The sequence below is a fragment of the Marinicauda salina genome, assembly GCF_003122085.1.
Taxonomy (GTDB): domain Bacteria; phylum Pseudomonadota; class Alphaproteobacteria; order Caulobacterales; family Maricaulaceae; genus Maricicauda_A; species Maricicauda_A salina.
Genome location: NZ_QEXV01000006.1, coordinates 1 through 18,191, shown reverse-complemented (window position 1 = coordinate 18,191; position 18,191 = coordinate 1). Strand labels below are relative to the sequence as shown.

17 protein-coding genes are annotated in these 18,191 nt (G+C 70.0%); 8 read left to right on the top strand and 9 right to left on the bottom strand.

Annotation, left to right across the window (positions count from 1 at the left end; genetic code table 11):
• Positions 1-18: 18 nt before the first annotated feature.
• From DDZ18_RS11915 to topA, 3 genes are read right to left on the bottom strand one after another with little or no spacing between them, the layout of a single operon-like run.
• Positions 19-708, bottom strand: coding sequence for an NUDIX domain-containing protein (locus DDZ18_RS11915; protein ID WP_109253630.1), 690 nt, complete (start codon positions 706-708; stop codon positions 19-21).
• Positions 705-2,975 carry a ribonuclease R gene (gene rnr / locus DDZ18_RS11910; protein WP_109253629.1) on the bottom strand — a complete coding sequence of 757 codons (2,271 nt, stop codon included), beginning with the start codon at positions 2,973-2,975 and terminating at the stop codon, positions 705-707. The genes DDZ18_RS11915 and rnr overlap by 4 nt, the downstream gene beginning before the upstream one ends.
• Positions 2,972-5,551 (bottom strand): type I DNA topoisomerase, encoded by a 2,580-nt coding sequence (gene topA, locus DDZ18_RS11905; RefSeq protein WP_109253628.1) that lies wholly within the window; start codon positions 5,549-5,551, stop codon positions 2,972-2,974. The genes rnr and topA overlap by 4 nt, the downstream gene beginning before the upstream one ends.
• A gap of 165 nt (positions 5,552-5,716) precedes the next feature.
• Between topA and DDZ18_RS11900 the strand changes: the two genes are divergently transcribed.
• Positions 5,717-5,947, top strand: coding sequence for a hypothetical protein (locus tag DDZ18_RS11900; RefSeq protein WP_109253627.1), 231 nt, complete (start codon positions 5,717-5,719; stop codon positions 5,945-5,947).
• Here DDZ18_RS11900 and dprA read toward each other — a convergent pair.
• The 4 genes from dprA to DDZ18_RS11880 are packed head-to-tail and all read right to left on the bottom strand — an operon-like array spanning position 5,929 to position 9,905.
• Positions 5,929-7,059 (bottom strand): DNA-processing protein DprA, encoded by a 1,131-nt coding sequence (gene dprA, locus DDZ18_RS11895; RefSeq protein ID WP_233245828.1) that lies wholly within the window; start codon positions 7,057-7,059, stop codon positions 5,929-5,931. The two genes, DDZ18_RS11900 and dprA, sit on opposite strands and share 19 nt — an antisense overlap.
• On the bottom strand, positions 7,056-7,655 hold the full coding sequence (plsY, locus tag DDZ18_RS11890) for a glycerol-3-phosphate 1-O-acyltransferase PlsY (RefSeq protein ID WP_109253626.1): 600 nt from the start codon (positions 7,653-7,655) through the stop codon (positions 7,056-7,058). The genes dprA and plsY overlap by 4 nt, the downstream gene beginning before the upstream one ends.
• A gap of 3 nt (positions 7,656-7,658) precedes the next feature.
• On the bottom strand, positions 7,659-8,927 hold the full coding sequence (locus tag DDZ18_RS11885) for a dihydroorotase (protein WP_109253625.1): 1,269 nt from the start codon (positions 8,925-8,927) through the stop codon (positions 7,659-7,661).
• Positions 8,928-8,930: 3 nt separating this feature from the next.
• Entirely contained in the window at positions 8,931-9,905 is a 975-nt protein-coding gene (locus DDZ18_RS11880) for an aspartate carbamoyltransferase catalytic subunit (protein ID WP_109253624.1), read from the bottom strand.
• Positions 9,906-9,974: 69 nt separating this feature from the next.
• Between DDZ18_RS11880 and DDZ18_RS11875 the strand changes: the two genes are divergently transcribed.
• Complete coding sequence (locus DDZ18_RS11875; RefSeq protein ID WP_109253623.1) at positions 9,975-10,481, top strand: GNAT family N-acetyltransferase; 507 nt, start codon at positions 9,975-9,977, stop codon at positions 10,479-10,481.
• A gap of 3 nt (positions 10,482-10,484) precedes the next feature.
• Here DDZ18_RS11875 and DDZ18_RS11870 read toward each other — a convergent pair whose 3' ends face one another.
• Positions 10,485-11,402, bottom strand: coding sequence for an AEC family transporter (locus tag DDZ18_RS11870; RefSeq protein WP_109253622.1), 918 nt, complete (start codon positions 11,400-11,402; stop codon positions 10,485-10,487).
• On the bottom strand, positions 11,399-11,875 hold the full coding sequence (ruvX, locus tag DDZ18_RS11865) for a Holliday junction resolvase RuvX (RefSeq protein ID WP_109253621.1): 477 nt from the start codon (positions 11,873-11,875) through the stop codon (positions 11,399-11,401). Before ruvX ends, DDZ18_RS11870 begins: the two co-directional genes overlap by 4 nt.
• Positions 11,876-12,137: 262 nt before the next feature.
• Here ruvX and gatC point away from each other — a divergent pair, with 262 nt between their 5' ends.
• From gatC to gatB, 6 genes are all read left to right on the top strand, one after another.
• Positions 12,138-12,425 carry an Asp-tRNA(Asn)/Glu-tRNA(Gln) amidotransferase subunit GatC gene (gatC, locus tag DDZ18_RS11860; RefSeq protein ID WP_109253620.1) on the top strand — a complete coding sequence of 96 codons (288 nt, stop codon included), beginning with the start codon at positions 12,138-12,140 and terminating at the stop codon, positions 12,423-12,425.
• Positions 12,426-12,427: 2 nt separating this feature from the next.
• Positions 12,428-13,909, top strand: a complete 1,482-nt coding sequence (gene gatA / locus DDZ18_RS11855; protein ID WP_109253619.1) for an Asp-tRNA(Asn)/Glu-tRNA(Gln) amidotransferase subunit GatA — start codon at positions 12,428-12,430, stop codon at positions 13,907-13,909.
• Positions 13,910-13,911: 2 nt separating this feature from the next.
• Positions 13,912-14,478: a hypothetical protein gene (locus DDZ18_RS13805; protein WP_146190670.1), complete on the top strand. Its 567-nt coding sequence runs from the start codon at positions 13,912-13,914 to the stop codon at positions 14,476-14,478.
• 356 nt (positions 14,479-14,834) lie between these two features.
• Entirely contained in the window at positions 14,835-15,050 is a 216-nt protein-coding gene (locus DDZ18_RS11845) for a hypothetical protein (protein WP_109253617.1), read from the top strand.
• Complete coding sequence (locus DDZ18_RS11840) at positions 15,047-16,033, top strand: NADPH:quinone reductase (RefSeq protein WP_109253616.1); 987 nt, start codon at positions 15,047-15,049, stop codon at positions 16,031-16,033. The genes DDZ18_RS11845 and DDZ18_RS11840 overlap by 4 nt, the downstream gene beginning before the upstream one ends.
• 450 nt (positions 16,034-16,483) lie before the next feature.
• Complete coding sequence (gatB, locus tag DDZ18_RS11835) at positions 16,484-18,001, top strand: Asp-tRNA(Asn)/Glu-tRNA(Gln) amidotransferase subunit GatB (protein WP_109253615.1); 1,518 nt, start codon at positions 16,484-16,486, stop codon at positions 17,999-18,001.
• Positions 18,002-18,191 lie beyond the last annotated feature (190 nt).

Here is an 18,191-nt window from a genome sequence, read left to right as displayed (position 1 = left end):
GGCGTCGCGTCATCGATCTCATATCTCGTCGAAGCGCGGTCCCTTTCGGGTCACGCGCGCGCACCTCACGGGCGCTTCCGGGTCGGCGGTCCGCCGCTTGAGCTCCTCGAGCACGAAGCGGGTGATGATCGGAATGTCGAGGCCGTGGGCCTCGTCGAGACTCACCCAGCGCAGGTCGTCGAGCTCTTCGGAGGCGACGGGTTCGGTCTCGCCGTGGACGCGCTCGACGTCCGTGCGGAAGAACCAGGCGTCGAAGCGTCTTGGCCGGCCCGGCGGCGTGATCGCGCGCGCGACGACGTCGAGCGCGTCCGCCGCCGGCGCCGCGCCGGCCTCGGCGAAGGCGCGCCAGGCGGGTTTCGGCGAATCCATCCGCGCAGGCTCGGCGATCAGCAGGCCGGTCTCCTCGGCGGTTTCGCGCAGCGCCGCGGCGGCGGCCGCCCGGGCCCGGCGTTCGCTCATGGCGCGGGTGAGGACGGCGCGGACCGGTTCCCGGGGTTCCGTGGCGAGCGGCGCGAAGCCGTCGCCGCGATCGACCCGGCCGCCGGGGAACACGTATTTGCGGGGCATGAAGACATGGCCGCCCGAGCGGCGTCCGAGCAGCAGCTCGACTTCGCCGCCCGCGCGCGTGCGCGTGAGAATGAGGGAGGCCGCGAGTTTGGGGCGCAGCCGTCTGGTTCCGGGCGGATCGTTCGATTTCGCCTGCTTCACTTCTTGCGTCGCCGTCCTCGTTTCCCGTCGCGCCGGCGCGGGCCGCCGCGCTTTCCGCCCTTGCCCGACTTGTCGCGCTTGCGCGGGATGGTCGTACCCGATTCCGGCGGCGTCAGGATGTCGAACAGCAGCCCGCCGGTGACCGGCGTGGCCTCGCGCAGCTTCACCGTGACGGCCATGCCGAGGCGATAGACGCCGCCGGTGCGTTCGCCGACCAGCGCGTGGGCGTGCTCCTCGTGGCGGAAATACTCGTCGCCCAGCTGCGAGATCGGGCACAGCCCGTCGGCGCCGGTCTCGTGCAGGCGCACGAACGCGCCGAAGCGCGTCACGCCGGTGATGCGGCCGGCGAACTCGCCGCCGACCCGGTCGGCCAGATAGCCGGCGATGAAGCGGTCCACCGCGTCGCGCTCGGCGGCCATGGCGCGGCGCTCGTTGGCGGTGGTGTCCTCGGCGATCTGCTGTAACGCCGAGCGTTCCTCGTTGGTCTGGCCATCATCGCCGAGGCCGTAGGCGCGAATGAGCGCGCGGTGGACGGTGAGGTCGGCGTAGCGCCGGATCGGCGAGGTGAAATGGGCGTAGCGATCCAGGTTGAGACCGAAATGGCCGAGATTGTCGGTGTCGTAGATCGCCTGCGACTGGCTGCGCAGCACCACCTCGTTGACGGTCTCGTAGTGGTCCGTCCCGCGCGCGCTCTCAAGCAGGCGGTTGAAGCGTTTGGGCGTCGGCCGCTCGCCCTTCGCCCATTTCAGGCCCACGTTCGGCAGGAACTCGGCGAGGCTGTCGATCTTCTCCGCCGAGGGATCGTCGTGAACCCGGTAGATGAGCGGCGTGCGCTTGGCCTCGAGCGCCTCGGCGGCGGCGACATTGGCCTGGATCATCATTTCTTCGATGAGCTTGTGGGCGTCGAAGCGCTGCTTGACCTCGACGCCGGTCACCGAGCCGTCCTCGGCGATGCGGATCTTGCGCTCCGGGCTGTCGATCTCCAGCGGCTCGCGCCGGTCGCGGGCGGCCTTGAGCGCGGCGTAGGCGCCCCAGAGCGGCTCGAGCACGGCTTTCTTCAGGGTCTCGGCCTTGCCGGTTCCCTTTCCGTCGATGGCCGCCTGGGCCTCGGTGTAGGAGAGCTTCGCCGCCGAGCGCATCCAGCCGCGCAGGAAGGTGTGGCCGCGCTTGTTCCCCTGCTTGTCGAACACCATCCGCGCGGCCAGGCAGGGCCGCTCCTCGCCCTCGCGCAGCGAGCACAGATCGTTGGACAGCCGCTCGGGCAGCATCGGCACGACCCGGTCGGGCAGGTAGACCGAGACGCCGCGCTTGAGCGCGCCGCGGTCGAGGGGCGAGTCCGGCGTCACATAGGCGGCGACGTCGGCGATCGCGACGATGACGATCCAGCCGCCCGCATTCTTCGGATCGTCGTCGGGGGCGGCCCAGACCGCGTCGTCGTGGTCGCGGGCGTCCTCCGGGTCGATCGTGATGAGCGGCGTGTCGCGCAGGTCGACGCGCTTGCCCAACTTCGCCGGCCTGGCCTGCTCGGCCTGTTTCAGCTCGGCGTCGGCGAAGCCGGTCGGCACGCCGTGCTCCTCCAGCGCGATGATCGAGCCCGCGCGCGGGGAATCCGCCGAGCCGACGACCTCCTCGATGACGGCGATCTTCAGGCCGTGGCGCCGCTCATGGGAAAGCCGGGCGATGACGAGATCGCCGTCTTCGGCCTTGCGGGTCTCGCCGCGGGCGGGGACGAGCTCGTATTTCGAGCGCCGGTCGACGGGGGACAGGCGCGCGGTGCGCTCGTCGCCGGGCTTGCGGAGCACGCAAAGAATCCGGTGCGCCGATTGGCCCAGCCGCTTGATGATGCGGGCCTCGTAGCTGCCGTCGTCGAGCCGGGCGAGCCGCGCCAGCAGCCGGTCGCCGATGCCGACGGCGGCCGAGCCGCGCGCGCCTTCGCCTTCGCCTGGGGCGAGCCGGATGGGCGGGCCGGCGTATTTCTGCTTGGTCGGCGAGCACAGCAGCTCGCCGTCGACATCGCGGTCGACGACCTCGAGCACGGTGACCTTGGGCAGCCGGCCGGCCAGCGCGTAGGCCTTCTCCGGCGTACGCGTGATCACGCCCTCGGTCTCGAGATCCTTCAGCGCCTGCTTGAGCGCGACGCGCTGATCGCCCTTGAGCGACAGCGCCCGGGCGAGCTCGCGCTTGGAGAACCGGCCGTCGCCGAGCTTGATCGCCTCGATCAGCGCCTCGCGCGTGAATCCGGCGTCGGCGTAGGGGTCCTTGCTCAACTGGCGGACTTGGCCTTCGTGCTCGTCTTCTTCTTCGTCGCCGCCTTCTTCTTCGCAGGGGCCTTCTTCTTGCCTCCGCCCTTGGCGGCCTTGGCCGCGATCAGCTCGACGGCCTGCTCCATGGTGACGGCCTCGGGATCAACGTCCTTGGGCAGCGTGGCGTTCACCTTGCCATGCTTCACATAGGGGCCGTAACGCCCTTTCATCACCTGGACCGGCCCGCCCTGGTCGGGATGCTCGCCCAGCTCCTTGATCGGGGTCGGCCCGCCGCGGCCGCGCGGATTGGCCTTCTTCTCCTCGATCAGGGTCACGGCGCGATTGAGCCCGATCTCGAAAACATCTTCGACATTATCGAGATTGGCGTAGATCTTCCCGTAGCGCACGAAGGGGCCGTAGCGCCCGATGCCCGCCTCGATCTGATCCTCGGAGTCGGGGTGTTGGGGATGCCGGCCGAGCTGGCGCGGCAGGTTGATCAGCATCACCGCCTTGTCGAGATCGACATCGGCGGGGTCCCAGCCCTTGGGCACCGACGAGCGCTTGGGCTTGTCGGCGCCCTCGACGGCCATCTCGACATAGGGCCCGAAGCGGCCGTCCTTGAGATAGACCGTCTCGCCGGTCTCGGGGTGCGCGCCGAGCGCGCCGTCGCCGTCGGCCTGGGGCGGCGTGTCGGCGCCGCCGAGCGGGCGCGTGTAGCGGCAGTCGGGATAGTTCGAGCAGCCCACGAACGCGCCGTGCCTGCCGAGCCTCAGCGACAGCTCGCCGACATTGCACTTGGGGCAGATGCGCGGATCCGAGCCGTCCTCGCGCTCGGGGAAGATGAGCGGGGCGAGGGCCTCGTTCATCGCCGCGATCACCTCGCCGACGCGCAGATCGGCGATATCGTCGACGCTGGCGGAGAACTCGGCCCAGAACCGGCGCAGCAGCTCCTTCCAGTCGAGGTCGCCGGCCGAGACCTTGTCGAGCTGGTTCTCCAGATCGGCGGTGAAGTCGTACTCGACATAGTGATGGAAGAAGTTCTCGAGGAAGGCCGTGACCACGCGCCCCTTGTCCTCGGGCACGAAGCGCTTGTCCTCCATGCGCACGTATTCGCGGTCGCGCAGCACGGTCAGGATCGAGGCGTAGGTCGAAGGTCGGCCGATGCCGAGCTCCTCCATCTTCTTGACCAGCGAGGCCTCGGTGTAGCGCGGCGGCGGCTGGGTGAAATGCTGCTCGGCGAAGGTCTTGAGCGCTTCGGCCGAGGCGCCCTGGGCGACCTTGGGCAGGCGAGACTCGCCTTCCTCCTCCTCGTCGTCGCGGCCCTCCTGGTAGAGCGCGAAGAAGCCAGGGAAGGTGACCACCGAGCCGGTCGCGCGCAGGGCCAGCGACTTGTCGGCGTTCTCCAGGTCGATGGTCGTGCGCTCGAGCCGGGCGCTCTCCATCTGGCTCGCCACGGCGCGCTTCCAGATCAGCTCGTAGAGCCGGGCCTGGTCGGAATCGAGGCTGAGCGAACCCGGTTGGCGCTTGAAGCTGGTCGGCCGGATCGCCTCGTGGGCCTCCTGGGCGTTGCGCGCCTTCGACGAATAGGCGCGCGGCTTTTCGGGCACGTAGTCCGCGCCGTGGCGTTCGCCGATCACGTCGCGCGCCTGGGCGACGGCGCCGGGATCCATCGTCACGCCGTCGGTCCGCATGTAGGTGATGAGGCCGACCGTGTCGCCGTTCACCGTGACGCCTTCATAGAGACGCTGGGCGGTGCGCATGGTGCGCTGGGCGTCGAAGCCGAGCTTGCGCGCGGCCTCCTGCTGCAGCGTCGAGGTGGTGAAGGGCGGCGGCGGGTTGCGCTTCGTCGGCTTGGCCTCGACCGAGGCCACCGCCAGATCGGCCTCGCGGATCGCGGTCTCGGCGGCGCGCGCCCGGGCTTCCTCGCCGATGGTCAGCCGCGTGATCTTCTCGCCCTCGAAGCGGGCGAGCTTGGCGCGGAAGGGCTGCGAGCCGCCGGCGGCGACGTCGGCCTCGACCGACCAGTATTCCTGCGGGACGAAGGCCTCGATCTCGGATTCGCGCTCGGTGATCAGGCGCAGCGCGACCGACTGCACGCGTCCGGCCGATTTCGCGCCGGGCAGCTTGCGCCACAGCACCGGCGAGAGCGTGAAGCCAACCAGGTAGTCGAGCGCGCGGCGGGCGAGATAGGCCTCCACCAGCTCCATGTCGATCTGGCGGGGATGGGCGAGCGCTTCCTGGACGGCCTTCTTGGTGATGGCGTTGAACGCCACCCGCTCGACGGGCTTGTCCTTGAGCGCGCGCCGCTTGGTCAGCGCTTCCAGCAGGTGCCAGGAGATCGCCTCGCCCTCGCGATCGGGGTCGGTGGCGAGGATGAGCTTGTCGGCGTCCTTGAGCGCGTCGGCGATCGCCTTGACCTTCGGCGCCGAGCGGGAGTCGATCTCCCAGCTCATCGCGAAATCCTCGTCGGGCCGCACCGACCCGTCCTTCGGCGGCAGGTCGCGCACGTGGCCGAAGCTCGCCAGAACGGTGTAGTCCGGACCGAGATACTTGTTGATGGTCTTGGCCTTGGCGGGCGACTCGACGACGACGAGATGCATGGAAACCACTCGAAAAGGCGGCCCGGCGGCCGATCCGCAGGGGCGGCGGGGGAACGTGGTGTAGCCCCTGCGGCAAGTCAACACGAACGCGCCGGCTTGCCGGAATCGCCGCATCAGCATATGGATCATCTTTAGATTGCATCAAGATCGGCGCGGGGGCCGACAATGACCGATGCCCTTGATCATCTCGGGGAGCCGCCTCACGAACCCGGCGAGGCGGCGGATTATCTGACCGACGCGTTGAAATCGATGGCGCAGCTGGCGCTCGCCGCCGACCTGCCGAACTCGAGCGCAATGCTGGAGGCGGCCGCCAAGCTGGTCGACCAGGAAGGCCGCCTCGGCCCCTGGAGCGAGACCAGGGCGGGTGGCGACGCCGATCAGTCGCCTGACGGGTAGGCCAGCCGCACCATGCCGCCGGGCTGGATCTCGCAGCGTCCGGCGAGCTCCAGCTCCACCAGCGCGGCCATGACCGCGCGCGGCGACGCGCCGGCTGCGCGGGCGAGCTCGTCGCGGGAGACCGGCGATGGCGAGAGCAGCGCGACGATGCGTTCGCGGACGTCGTCGGCCTCCGCATCGATGTTCGGTTCAGGCGGTTCGGCGTCGTAGGCGTCGCCGGGCGGTTCGGCCGCCTGCGGGCGCGGACCCTGCTCCAGGATCGCCAGCACGTCGTCGACGCTTTCGATCAGCGCCGCGCCGTCGCGCAGGAGGCGGTTCGTCCCTTTCGAGCGCGGATCGAGCGGCGAGCCGGGCACGGCCATCACCTCGCGGTTCTGCTCGGCGGCCAGCCGCGCCGTGATCAGCGAGCCGGAACGCTCGGCGGCCTCGACGACGACCACGCCGAGCGACAGACCGGAGATGAGGCGGTTGCGGCGCGGGAAATCGCGGGCGGTCGCGACATGGCCGGGCGGGCTTTCGCTCACCAGCAGGCCGGTTTCGCCGATGGCGGCGTGCAGCTCGGCGTGCTCGGGCGGGTAGATCTGGTCGATCCCGCCGGCGAGGACGGCGATCGTGCCGGTCTCCAGCGCCCCGGCGTGGGCGGCTCCGTCGACGCCGCGGGCGAGGCCGGAGACGACGGTGACGCCCCTCGCGCCCAGCCCGCGGGCGAGATCGCCGGCGAAGCGCAGCCCGACGGCCGAGGCGTTGCGCGCGCCGACGAGCGCGCAGGCCGGCTGCGCGTTCGCGTCGAGCGCCCCCCGCGCGCTGATGACGGGCGGCGGCGGGTCGATCGCGGCGAGCAGGGCAGGAAAGTCCGGCTCGCAGGCGCAGAGCAGGCGCGCGCCGACGGCCTCCACCGCGGCGATCTCGTCCTCGGCCGCGGCGCGGGAGACGATGCGGATCGGATCGACGCGGCCGCCCCGGCGGGCGAGGCGTGGGAGGGCCTCGATGGCGGCTTCGGGCGTGTCGAAGCGGTCCATCAGGCCGGCGAAGGTGACCGGCCCGACGCCGGACGTGCGGGCGAGACGAAGCCAGTCGGTGCGTTGCGCGGGCGCGAGCGCCGCGCGCTTCACGCCTTGCCCGCGCCGATCATCGGCTCCTCGCCGCGGAGAAGCCGGGCGATGTTCGTCTTGTGGCGCCAGTAGAGCAGGGCGTCGAGGAAGACCGCCAGCAGGGCGACGTCGGGCCGCGAGAAGGCCAGCGCCAGCAGCGGCGCGGCGGCTGCCGCGACCAGAGCGGCGAGGCTCGAGATGCGGAAGAGCAGCGCGGTTCCGAGCCAGGTCATGCAGACCAGGAAGCCCACAGGAAATTCGACGACCAGCAGAACGCCGAGAAACGTCGCCACGCCCTTGCCGCCGTTGAACTTGAGCCAGACCGGGAAGCAGTGGCCGAGAAAGGCCGCGCCGCCGGCGACGAGCCCGGCCGTCGTCCCGAAGACCCAGCCAAAGATCGCAGCGGCGATCCCGGCCTTGGCGGCGTCGAGGACGAGGGTGGCGAGCGCGAGATCCTTGCGCCCGGTGCGCAGCACGTTGGTCGCGCCGATATTGCCCGAGCCCTGCTGGCGGACGTCGCCCAGGCCGGCGAGCTTCACGAGCACGAGGCCGAACGGGATCGAGCCGAGCAGGTAGCCGCCGATCGCGGCGATGGCGAGAACGAGACCGTCCGTCATCGATCAATCCTCAGATTGCAGAATGATCGCGCCTTCGACGAAAAGGTGCAAGACCCGGCCGTGCAGACGCCGGCCCTCGAAGGCGCTGGGCGCGCGGCTCACGAGGCCGTGCTTTCCATAGACGTTGGGCGCGTCGGGATCGAAGACGAGGATATCCGCAGGGGCTCCCTCTGCGATCCGGCCCTGTTCGAGGCCAAGGATGTCCGCCGGCCCGGACGTGACGACCCTCAGCGCGTCGACGAGATCGAGGCGCCCCTCGGCGACCAGCGCGCAAAGCGCCGGCAGCAGCGCCTCGAGATTGGCCGATCCCGGCGCGGCCTCGGCGAAGGGCTGGTCCTTCGCTTCGGCGGGGACCGGCGCGTGGTCGGACACCACGGCGTCGATGGTTCCGTCGGCGATCGCCGCGATCAGGGCCTCCCGGTCGGCCTGGCCGCGCAGGGGCGGATCGAGGCGATAGCGCGGATCGAGCCCGCCGGCGTCGACCGCGTTGAACATCAGGTGGGTGACCGGCGCGGTCGCCGCCACCTCCAGCTCCTGCCGCCGCGCCGCGCGCACCTGGTCGAGCCCGGCCGCGGTCGTGACTCGGTCGAAGATCAGCTGCGCGCCGGTCAGCTCGGCGAGCGCGGCGTCGCGTCTCGCCGCGATCGCCTCGGAGACGCCGGGCCGGACCGCGAGCCCGAGCCGCACGCTCATGTCGCTCTCGTGAGCGACGCTTCCCGTCGCCAGCGAGGCCTCCTCCGGGCGCAGGCTCGCCCACGCGTCGAAACCGCCGGCGTAGGCGAGCGCGCGGCGCGCGAGCCCGGCGTCGGCGATCGGGGCGCCGCCGTCGCCGACATAGGCCGCGCCGGCGCGCAGCATCAGCCCGATCTCGGCCAGCCCGGCGCCGTCGACGGCCAGCCCGGCCGCGAGCACGCGCACGGGCAGGGCGAGACTGCGCGCCTCGATCAGCTCGATGTCCTCGGGACGCCGGACGCCGTCGCCGCTGTCGGGCGCGAGGACGAGCGTGCCGATCCCTCCCGCCGCCGCGGCGCGGGCGGTGACGTCGAGACTTTCGGGCGCGCCGTCGCCGGGTTCGCAGGCGCGCGCCCTCAGATCGATCAGCGCCGGGGCGACGACGCGGCCGGTCGCATCGACGATCTCCTCGCCGGCTTCCGCCTCGAGGCCCGCGCCGATCTCGACGATCACGCCGTCGGCGATGCGCACGTCGGCGGTCTCGTCGAACCCGGAGGCGGGGTCGATCACGCGCCCGTCCCTGATGAGCACGCCGCTCATGGGTCAGTCCTCCGCGTCCGACCAGCGCATGTTCGGCGCGCGGCCGGCGAGCATCTCCAGGATCGCCATGCGCACGGCGACGCCGCACTCGACCTGTTCCAGCACGAGCGAGCGCTCGGGATCGTCGGCGAGCGCGGAGTCGATCTCGACGCCGCGATTCATCGGGCCGGGATGCATGACGAGGCAGTCGGGCCGCGCGGTCTCCAGCTTGTCATGGGTCAGCCCGTAGAGCGCGTGGTACTCGCGCTCGGACGGGATCAACCCCGGCGCCATGCGCTCGCGCTGGATGCGGAGCGCCATCACCGCGTCGCAGCCTTCCACGGCGCGGTCGAGATCGTGGAAGACCGTCGCGCCCCAGCGGTCGGCGTCGTCGGGCAGCAGCGTCGCCGGCCCGCACAGCCGGACCGCGGCGTTGAGCAGATTGAACAGCCCGACCGCCGAACGGGCGACGCGCGAGTGCAGGATGTCGCCGACGATGGCGATGCGCCGGCCGCCGATCTCGCCCCAGCGGCGCGTGAGCGTGAAGGCGTCGAGCAGCGCCTGGGTGGGATGCTCGTTGGCGCCGTCGCCGGCGTTGACGGTCGCCACCCCGGCGATGTCGGCGACGAAGGCCGCCGCGCCCGGGCTGGAATGGCGCACGACCAGCAGGTCGGGCCGCATCGCCGCCAGCGTGCCCGCCGTGTCGGCCAGGCTCTCGCCCTTCTTCGTCGAAGAGCTGCTCGCCGAGAAATTGACGACGTCGGCGCCGAGACGCTTTCCGGCCAGCTCGAAGCTCGCCTGCGTCCGCGTCGACGGCTCGAAGAAGAGGTTGATCTGGGTGAGCCCGCGCAGGCTGTCGAGCTTCTTGTCGCGCGTGCGGTTGCGCTCGAAATGCTCGCCCGCCCGGTCGAACAGCATCTGCACGTCCAGCGGATTGAGGTCGCCGACGGAGAGCAGGTTCCGATGGGGAAAGTCGTAGCTGAAGGTCGCGCGCGGCATCAGGCCTCCCCGCGAGGGCGTCGCGGCGGTATAAGCGGCGCGGGGAATCGGAGCAAGGGCGCGCGGATCATGCGGATACGCGAAATGCGCGAAACCGACGCCGATGCGGTGCTGGCAATTTACGCCGAGGGCGTCGAGACCGGTCACGCCACCTTTGAATCCGAGCCGCCCGACTGGAACGAATTCGACGCGAGCAAGATGGCCGCTCCGCGGCTCGTCGCCGAGGACGACGGCGCGGTGCTGGGATGGGCGGTCCTGAGCCCGGTCTCGGACCGTTGCGTCTATGGCGGGATCGGCGAGGTCACCGTCTATGTGAGCAAGGCCGCCCGCGGCCGGGGCGTGGGCAAGGCGCTGCTCGAGGCCATGGTCGCCGCCTCGGAGGCGGAGGGCATCTGGACGCTGCAGGCGGGCATCTTCCCGGAGAACGAGAGCTCGGTGAGACTGCACGAGCGCTGCGGGTTCCGGGTCGTGGGGCGGCGCGAACGGGTCGGGCGCATGGGCTACGGCCCGCTCGCCGGGCGCTGGCGCGACACGCTGCTGCTCGAGCGCCGCAGTGACGTGGTCGGCGTGGACTGAGCCTCAGCCCGTCGCGATCCACACCCAGAACGGCAGCGTGGCGAAGGCGATCAGCGTGGTCGCGGTGACGTGGCCGGCCATCAGCCGGGCGTCGCCGCCCATCTCGCTCGCCAGCACGTAGGAGGCCGCCGCGCCGGGCGTCGCCCCGATCGCGGTGAGCACGGCCAGCGCCAATCCTTCGACGCCGAGCAGGGTCCCGATGCCGTAGAAGATCGCCGGGGCGACCATCAGCTTGAGCGTCACCGAGAGCGCGAGCAGGCGCGGCCGGGCCCTGAGCGCGGAGAAGTCGAGTCCCGCGCCGATGGCCAAGAGGATAAGCGGCAGGGCGGCGCGTCCAGCCAGCGCGGCGGTGTCGGCGATCGGCCCGGTCTGGAACCAGCCGAGCGCATTGGCCGCCGCGCCGGCCAGGCAGGCCAGGATGAGCGGGTTGGTGACGATGCGCATGGTCACGCGCCGGATGTCGGGTTTGGTCTCGCTCGCGCCCCAGACGGTGAGCACGGCCACGCACATCACGTTGATCAGCGGCACGGTCGGCGCGAAGACCAGGGCGGCGAGCGCGGCGCCTTCCTCGCCGAAGACCGACAGCGCCAGCGCCAGCAGCACGAAGCCGTTCCAGCGCACCGCGCCCTGGAACAGGCTGGTGTAGGCCGGCCCGTCCACGGGCAGAGGCTTCAAGGCCAGCGCGATCGCGCCCATCGAGGCGAAGCCGAGCACGGCCGCGGCGAGGAAGGGGCCGGCGGGCAGGCCGGCGTAATCGGCCGTCGAGATCACCGAGAACAGGAGCGCGGGCAGCAGCGCCTGGTAGGACAGGCGGTTGACGCCCGGCCACAGCTCGAGGCGCACGAGCCGCGACTTCCTGAGCGCCCAGCCGATGCCGATCACGCCGAAGATCGGAACCAGCGCGTCGAAGACCGGCGTCAAAACTTGTAGCCCATGTCGGACTCCGAGGCGCCCGCGATCTGGTCGAGCGCGGCCTGCAGGATGCCCGCCGCCGCCTCGGCGTCGATCATGTCCTTGCGCTTGCCCGCCGGGATCTCGGCCTCGATGAGGCGATCCTCGGCGGCGACCGTCGACAGGCGCTCGTCCTGGAAGGCGACGGGGATGTCGCGCACGCGCAGCAGGTTCGTCACGAAGGAGCGCGCCGACTGCGCCCGGCCGCCTTCGCCGCCCTCCATGTGCAGCGGCAGGCCCACGATGAGCCCGGCGCACTTGCGCTCGTCGTAGAGGCGCAGGAGTTCCTCGGCGTCCTTCGTGAACTTCACCCGCTTGATGGTGGTCACCGGCGTGACGACCGTGCGGTCGGAATTGCACGCCGCGATCCCCAGCGTCTTCGAACCGGGATCGACGGCCATCAGCGGGCCGGGCGGCAGATGGGCGGGGTTCATGAAGAGCATGGCCGCGATGTACGCCGCCGCGGCCGGCGAGGGAAGGGGGGGCGGTCTCGCCCCTTCCTCCCCCGCTGTCGTCATTCCCGCGAAGGCGGGAACCCAGAGAGTGCGCGCTGCGCCATTCGATCTCTGGGTCCCGACAGCCCGCGGCCTCGGGATTGACGATGCTCGATGAGAGAAGCGAAGCAGCAACCCTCCCAGCTTGCGCGTTCCCCCCGCCGTTGCTACGCACGCGCTTCGGAATCCGCCCCGAAAACCGGAGCCTGTCATGTCCGTCACGCAAGACGACGTCCGGCGCATCGCGCAGCTCGCGCGCATCGCCGAGCCGGCCGACCGCCTGGAGAAGCTCACCGAGGAGCTCAACGGCATTCTCGACTGGATCGACCAGCTCGCCGAGGTCGACGCCGCCGACGCCGAGCCGATGACGACGCCGCTGACCACCCCGCTGCCGATGCGCGATGACGCCGTCACCGACGGGGAGATCCAGGACCAGGTGCTGAAGAACGCGCCGAAGGCCGAAGAGGGCTTCTTCGTCGTGCCCAAGAGCGTGGAGTAGACATGACCGACTTCGCCTCCCTGACGCTCGTCGAGGCCGCCAAGGGCCTGAAGAAGAAAGACTTCACCGCCGTCGAGCTCGCCGACTTCGTCGTCGACGCCGCCGAGGCCGCCCAGCCGGATCTCAACTGCTTCTGCGTGATCGACCGCGAGCGCGCGCTGGCCATGGCGATGGCCAGCGACGAGCGCATCGCCAAGGGCGAAGCGCGTCCGCTCGAGGGCGTGCCGGTCGCGATGAAGGACCTGTTCGCGGTGGAGGGCGTCGAGACGACGGCCTCGTCGAACATCCTCAAGGGCTTCACGCCGACCTACGAGTCCACGATCTCGGCCAATCTCTGGAACGCCGGGGCGGTGTTCTTCGCCAAGACCGCGATGGACGAGTTCGCCATGGGCTCGTCGAACGAGACCGCCTGCACCGGCCCGGTGGTCAATCCCTGGCGGGCGAAGGGCTCGAGCGAAAACCTCGTGCCCGGCGGCTCGTCGGGCGGCTCGACGGCGGCGGTCGCGGCGGGCATCTCCTACGGCGGCACCGGCACCGACACCGGCGGCTCGATCCGCCAGCCGGCGGCCTTCACCGGGCTCGTTGGGGTGAAGCCGACCTACGGGCGTTGCTCGCGCTGGGGCGCGGTGGCGTTCGCCTCGTCGCTGGATCACCCGGGTCCGGTGGCGAAGACCGTCCGCGACAGCGCCATCCTCACCCGCGAGATGGCCGGCCACGACCCGAAGGACTCCACCAGCCATCCCGGCGAGGTTCCCGATTTCGAGGCCGCCGTCGGCAAGTCCGTGAAGGGCCTGCGCATCGGCGTGCCGAAGGAATACCGCATGGACGGCATGCCCGACGAGATCGAGAAGCTCTGGGCCGAGGGCGTGGAGTGGCTCAAGGCCGCCGGCGCCGAGATCGTCGACGTCTCGCTGCCGCTGACGAAATACGCCCTGCCGGCCTACTACATCATCGCCCCGGCGGAGGCCTCGTCGAACCTCGCCCGGTTCGACGGCATGCGCTACGGCGCGCGCGTCGAGGGCGAGGACCTGATCGACACCTACGAGAAGACCCGCGGCGCGGGCTTCGGCCACGAGGTCCAGCGCCGGGTGCTGATCGGGACCTACGTGCTCTCGGCGGGTTATTACGACGCGTATTATCTCAAGGCGCTGAAGGTGCGCCGGCGCATCCTCGAGGACTTCAACGCCGCCTTCGGGAAGGTCGACGCGCTCTTGACGCCGACGACGCCGAGCGCGGCCTTCCCGATCGGCTCGAAGGCCGACGCCAGCCCGATCGAGATGTACCTGAACGACATCTTCACGGTGACGGCGAACATCGCCGGCGTTCCCGCGATCTCGGTGCCCGCCGGGCTTGACGGCCAGGGCCTGCCCCTGGGCCTGCAGGTGATCACCAGGGCGCTCGACGAGGAGACCATGTTCTCCGTCGCCGCCGCGCTCGAGGACGCCGCGGGCTTCGACGCCAGGCCGGAGAAGTGGTGGGGGTAGGGTTGCGCAAGGTCTATACCGAGAAATGTTCCACCCCGTTGGCGAGCCTTTGGTGTGATTGGTGGCGTTATTTCGGTATTGCGGTCGCTTCAGTCGTCTTCGGCGCGGTGGTGAGTTTCGTTATAAGCAATTGGTGCTGGGTGGCGCTTGTCGTAGTCATTTACTTTGTAATCGTGCTTGTCTTGGTCATTTGCCCGATTAGGCGTCGTGACTGGACGCCGAATGGTTCAAGCAGAGCTGATGAGGCGGCGGACGGCCTTCGAGCCGCGCTATTGGCGATCGCCATCGCGGCGACCGGTTTCATGGTCGACGCTACTATTGGCGAGGAATCGCCAATTGGTTCCGGTTGGGTGGTGAGCCCATTCGCTCTCTCTGCAGTCGTGACGCTGTTCAGCTGGATGCTTCAGAAGAAGAAGGCGCTGGCGCGTTCCGCTTTTGGAGGAAGAGGGATACGGTCTGCTTCGCTACAAAACCCGCTTCTGCGAAACGAGACTTACGACCTCCTCGCTTTCTCGCTGATCGTTTTCGGCGCGGCCTGGGTCGTGACCGCCACCCTCGCTTCGGCTTGATACGCTAGGCGTCAGTTGCGACGCGCGCCCTCCCTCCCCCTCCGCGGGGAGGGTGGACGGACCGAAGGTCCGGCCGGGTGGGGGGCGAGCGTAGAGCGCCCCTCGGTCGTCACCCCACCCCGCTCGCTGCGCTCGCGACCCTCCCCATCAAGGGGAGGGAGGGCTTTAGTGACATCGAAGGCGCGTAAGCTCGTCGCGTCGGCCGGAGCTGAATCCCTCCCCTTGAGGGGAGGGCCGGGGTGGGGTGAAGTGAACGCCCGTCCGACCGAATGGGAGGCAGGGTTTCAGGAATGGATGCATCCGCCCGAACCTGTTCGCGGGGGAGCGACGCGGACGATTGAGGGGAAGCCTGACGTATGACCCGCCGCCTGATCATGATCGGCTTCGGCCTCGTCGCCATTCTCGGCTCGCTGCTGGCCTCGGGCCGGCTCGGCGAGGGCGGGCTGCAGACCGCGATCGGGATCACGCTGCTGGTCGCGGGCGGTCTGGGCATCCTCAACGTGATCTTTTTCGCGCGCCTCAAGGCCGCGATCGACCGCATGGCCGACGGCGACGAACGGGACGAGCAATGAAGGCGATCTGGTACGAGGAGCAGGGCCCGGCCGCCGACGTGCTCACCCTGGGCGAGGTCGATCCGCCCGAGCCCGGCCCGGGCGAGGTCGCCGTCTTCGTCCACGCCTCCGGGGTCAATCCCGTCGACGTGAAGATGCGCGCGGGCAAGCGCGGCCCGATGATCTTCAAGCGCCAGACGCCGCATTCCGACGGCGCCGGCGTGATCCGCTCGGTGGGCGAGGGCGTCGAGCCGGGCCGCATCGGCGAACGCGTCTGGCTCTACGGCGCGGCGGCGCGCCGGGCGCGGGGAACCTGCGCGGAAGTCTGCGCCGTCCCGGCGGAGAACGCGGTCGCGCTGCCCGACCATGTCGAGTTCGAGGAGGGCGCGGCGATCGGCGTCCCGGCGATGACCGCCCACCGCGCGGTCTTCTGCAACGGACCCGTCGAGGGCGAGACCGTGCTCGTGACCGGCGGGGCGGGCATGGTCGGCCAGGCCGCGATCCAGCTGGCGAAATGGGCCGGCGCCGGCCAGGTGCTCGCCACGATCTCCAGCCCGGAGAAGGCCGAGGCGGCCTACGCGGCCGGCGCTGATCTCGCCATTGATTATCGCCGCCAGGACGTCGTCGACGCGGTCATGACCGCGACCGGGGGAACCGGCGTCGACCATCTCGTCGAGGTCGAGTTCGGCGGCAATCTGCCGACCACCGTCGAGATCATGCGCAACCAGGGCGTCGTCGCCGTCTACGGCTCCGAGGCCGAACGCGAGCCGACGGTCCCGATCTACCGTCTGATGCAGAAGAATGTGCGCATCCAGCCGATCCTCGTGCTCAACGCGACGCCGGAGCAGCGCGCCGCGGCGGTCCACGACATCACCAGCGCGCTCAACGAGGCCGCGCTCAAGCTGCCGGTCTCGGCGGTGTTCCCGCTCGAGCACGCCGTCGGCGCCCACGAGCTCGTCGAGTCCGGCGACCGCATCGGCGCGGTGGTGGTGAAGACCGCGTAGCGGGCGAACGGAGTCTTCGCCTCGCCGCTCGCCTCAGCCTGAGGCGCCCGATCCCCTGCTCGTTCGAGGCTCCCCCGGCTCAAGGCCGGGGTCGCACCTCTGGATGAGGGGATCGGGCCTCGAAGGATGGGCGCTTGGCGTCTCTATTGGAGAGAAGGGCGCGAGGTTTACGTCCCTTCTCCCCTCCCGGAGGGGAGAAGTGAGATGAGGGGAGCCGGCGCGACTGCGGCAAGTGGGTTCACATTGCGCGCATTCGTCATGGCCGGACTTGTTCCGGCCATCCAGAAGAGGCTGGATCGCCGGGACAAGCCCGGCGATGACAGGCGATGATGGCGTCATGGCCACGTGAACGACCGCGCAGCCGCCGCAGGACGTCACCCGCCTTGACCCGGCCGCGCGTTCGACCGAAGAAACGCGCTTCGAGACAATCGAGACCGGGACTGCATCCTCATGGCCGTCACAGACACCGCCGAAGCCGAGCATCGCTACGTCATCAACGGCGCCACCGGCGACTGGGAGATCGTCGTCGGGCTGGAGGTCCACGCCCAGATCAAGTCGAAGGCGAAGCTGTTCTCCGGCGCCTCGACGGAATTCGGCGGCGCCCCGAACACCCATGTCAGCCTCGTCGACGCGGCGATGCCGGGCATGCTGCCGGTGATCAACAAGTTCTGCGTGGAGCAGGCCGTGCGCACGGGGCTCGGCCTCAACGCGAAGATCAATCGCCGCTCGCGCTTCGACCGGAAGAACTATTTCTATCCCGACCTGCCGCAGGGCTATCAGATTAGCCAGTACGAGCACCCGATCGTCGGCGAGGGCGAGATCGAGTGCGAGCGCGACGACGGCTCGCGCTTCCTCGTGGGCGTCGAGCGGCTCCACATGGAGCAGGACGCCGGCAAGTCGATCCACGATCTCGATCCGAACGCGACCTATGTCGATCTCAACCGCTCGGGCGTGGCGCTCATGGAGATCGTCTCGCGCCCGCACGTGCGCTCGCCCGCCGACGCGGCGGCGTATGTGCGCACGCTGAGGACGATCCTGCGCTATCTCGACACCTGCGGCGGCGACATGGAGAAGGGCCAGCTGCGCGCCGACGTCAATGTCTCGGTGTGCCGGCCCGGCGCCTATGAGCGCTTCCGCGAGAGCGGCGATTTCAGCCATCTCGGCACGCGCTGCGAGATCAAGAACGTCAACTCGATGCGCTTCATCATGCAGGCCATCGAGTACGAGGCCGGCCGCCAGGTCGACATCCTGGAAGAGGGCGGGACGATCGACCAGGAGACCCGCCTGTTCGACGCCAACACCGGGGTCACGCGCACGATGCGCTCCAAGGAGGAGGCGCACGACTATCGCTACTTCCCCGATCCCGACCTGCTGCCGCTGGAGCTGGAGGAGGACTTCGTCGCGCGCATCAAGGCGGGCCTGCCCGAGCTGCCCGCGGAGAAGCGCAAGCGCCTCGTCGAGAGCCTGGGTCTGTCGGAGTACGACGCCTCCGTGCTGGTCTCCGACAAGGACCGGGCGGACTATTTCGAGGCCGTTCTGGAGGGCGGGACCGATCCCAAGCTGGCCGCCAACTGGGTCAATAACGAGCTCTTCGGCCGTCTGAACAAGGAGGGCCTCACCATCGTCGAGAGCCCGGTTTCGGCCGAGCAGATCGGCAAGCTGGTCGATCTCATCTCGGCGAACACGATCTCGGGCAAGATCGGCAAGGAGGTCTTCGAGATCCTCTGGGCCGAGGGCGGCGATCCCGAACAGATCGTCGAGGACAAGGGGCTCAAGCAGATCACCGACACCTCGGCCATCGAGGCGGTCGTCGACGAGCTGATCGCGGCCAATCCCGAGCAGGCCGCCCAGGTCAAGGAAAAGCCCAAGGCGATGGGCTGGTTCGTCGGCCAGGTGATGAAGGCCACCCAGGGCAAGGCGAACCCCCAAGCGGTCAACGAGATCCTGAAGACCAAGCTGCTGGGGTAGGGGGCGAGGCGGCCTCGAGGCCGGCGGCTTATCGACGGCGAGCGCGTCGCCACGTTTTGCTCCCCCTTCCTCGGCCTGCCCGCAAGCGGCGGCGGCCAGCCCCAGCGCCAGGCTGAACGCGGCGAAGATCGTGCGGCCCATGGGCGTGCTCCCCTCGATCATTGCGTCGGCGTCCATTTAGGAGAACCGA

Bases quoted from the DNA above. Each gene is read 5' to 3' on its own strand.
- DDZ18_RS11845 (WP_109253617.1), top strand. From the start codon at position 14,835: ATGACCCGCCGCCTGATCATGATCGGCTTCGGCCTCGTCGCCATTCTC.
- gatC (WP_109253620.1), top strand. From the start codon at position 12,138: ATGTCCGTCACGCAAGACGACGTCCGGCGCATCGCGCAGCTCGCGCGC.
- DDZ18_RS11880 (WP_109253624.1), bottom strand. From the start codon at position 9,905: ATGCCGCGCGCGACCTTCAGCTACGACTTTCCCCATCGGAACCTGCTC.
- DDZ18_RS11900 (WP_109253627.1), top strand. From the start codon at position 5,717: ATGACCGATGCCCTTGATCATCTCGGGGAGCCGCCTCACGAACCCGGC.
- gatA (WP_109253619.1), top strand. From the start codon at position 12,428: ATGACCGACTTCGCCTCCCTGACGCTCGTCGAGGCCGCCAAGGGCCTG.
- DDZ18_RS11875 (WP_109253623.1), top strand. From the start codon at position 9,975: ATGCGGATACGCGAAATGCGCGAAACCGACGCCGATGCGGTGCTGGCA.
- plsY (WP_109253626.1), bottom strand. From the start codon at position 7,655: ATGACGGACGGTCTCGTTCTCGCCATCGCCGCGATCGGCGGCTACCTG.
- DDZ18_RS11840 (WP_109253616.1), top strand. From the start codon at position 15,047: ATGAAGGCGATCTGGTACGAGGAGCAGGGCCCGGCCGCCGACGTGCTC.
- gatB (WP_109253615.1), top strand. From the start codon at position 16,484: ATGGCCGTCACAGACACCGCCGAAGCCGAGCATCGCTACGTCATCAAC.
- ruvX (WP_109253621.1), bottom strand. From the start codon at position 11,875: ATGCTCTTCATGAACCCCGCCCATCTGCCGCCCGGCCCGCTGATGGCC.
- topA (WP_109253628.1), bottom strand. From the start codon at position 5,551: ATGCATCTCGTCGTCGTCGAGTCGCCCGCCAAGGCCAAGACCATCAAC.
- DDZ18_RS11885 (WP_109253625.1), bottom strand. From the start codon at position 8,927: ATGAGCGGCGTGCTCATCAGGGACGGGCGCGTGATCGACCCCGCCTCC.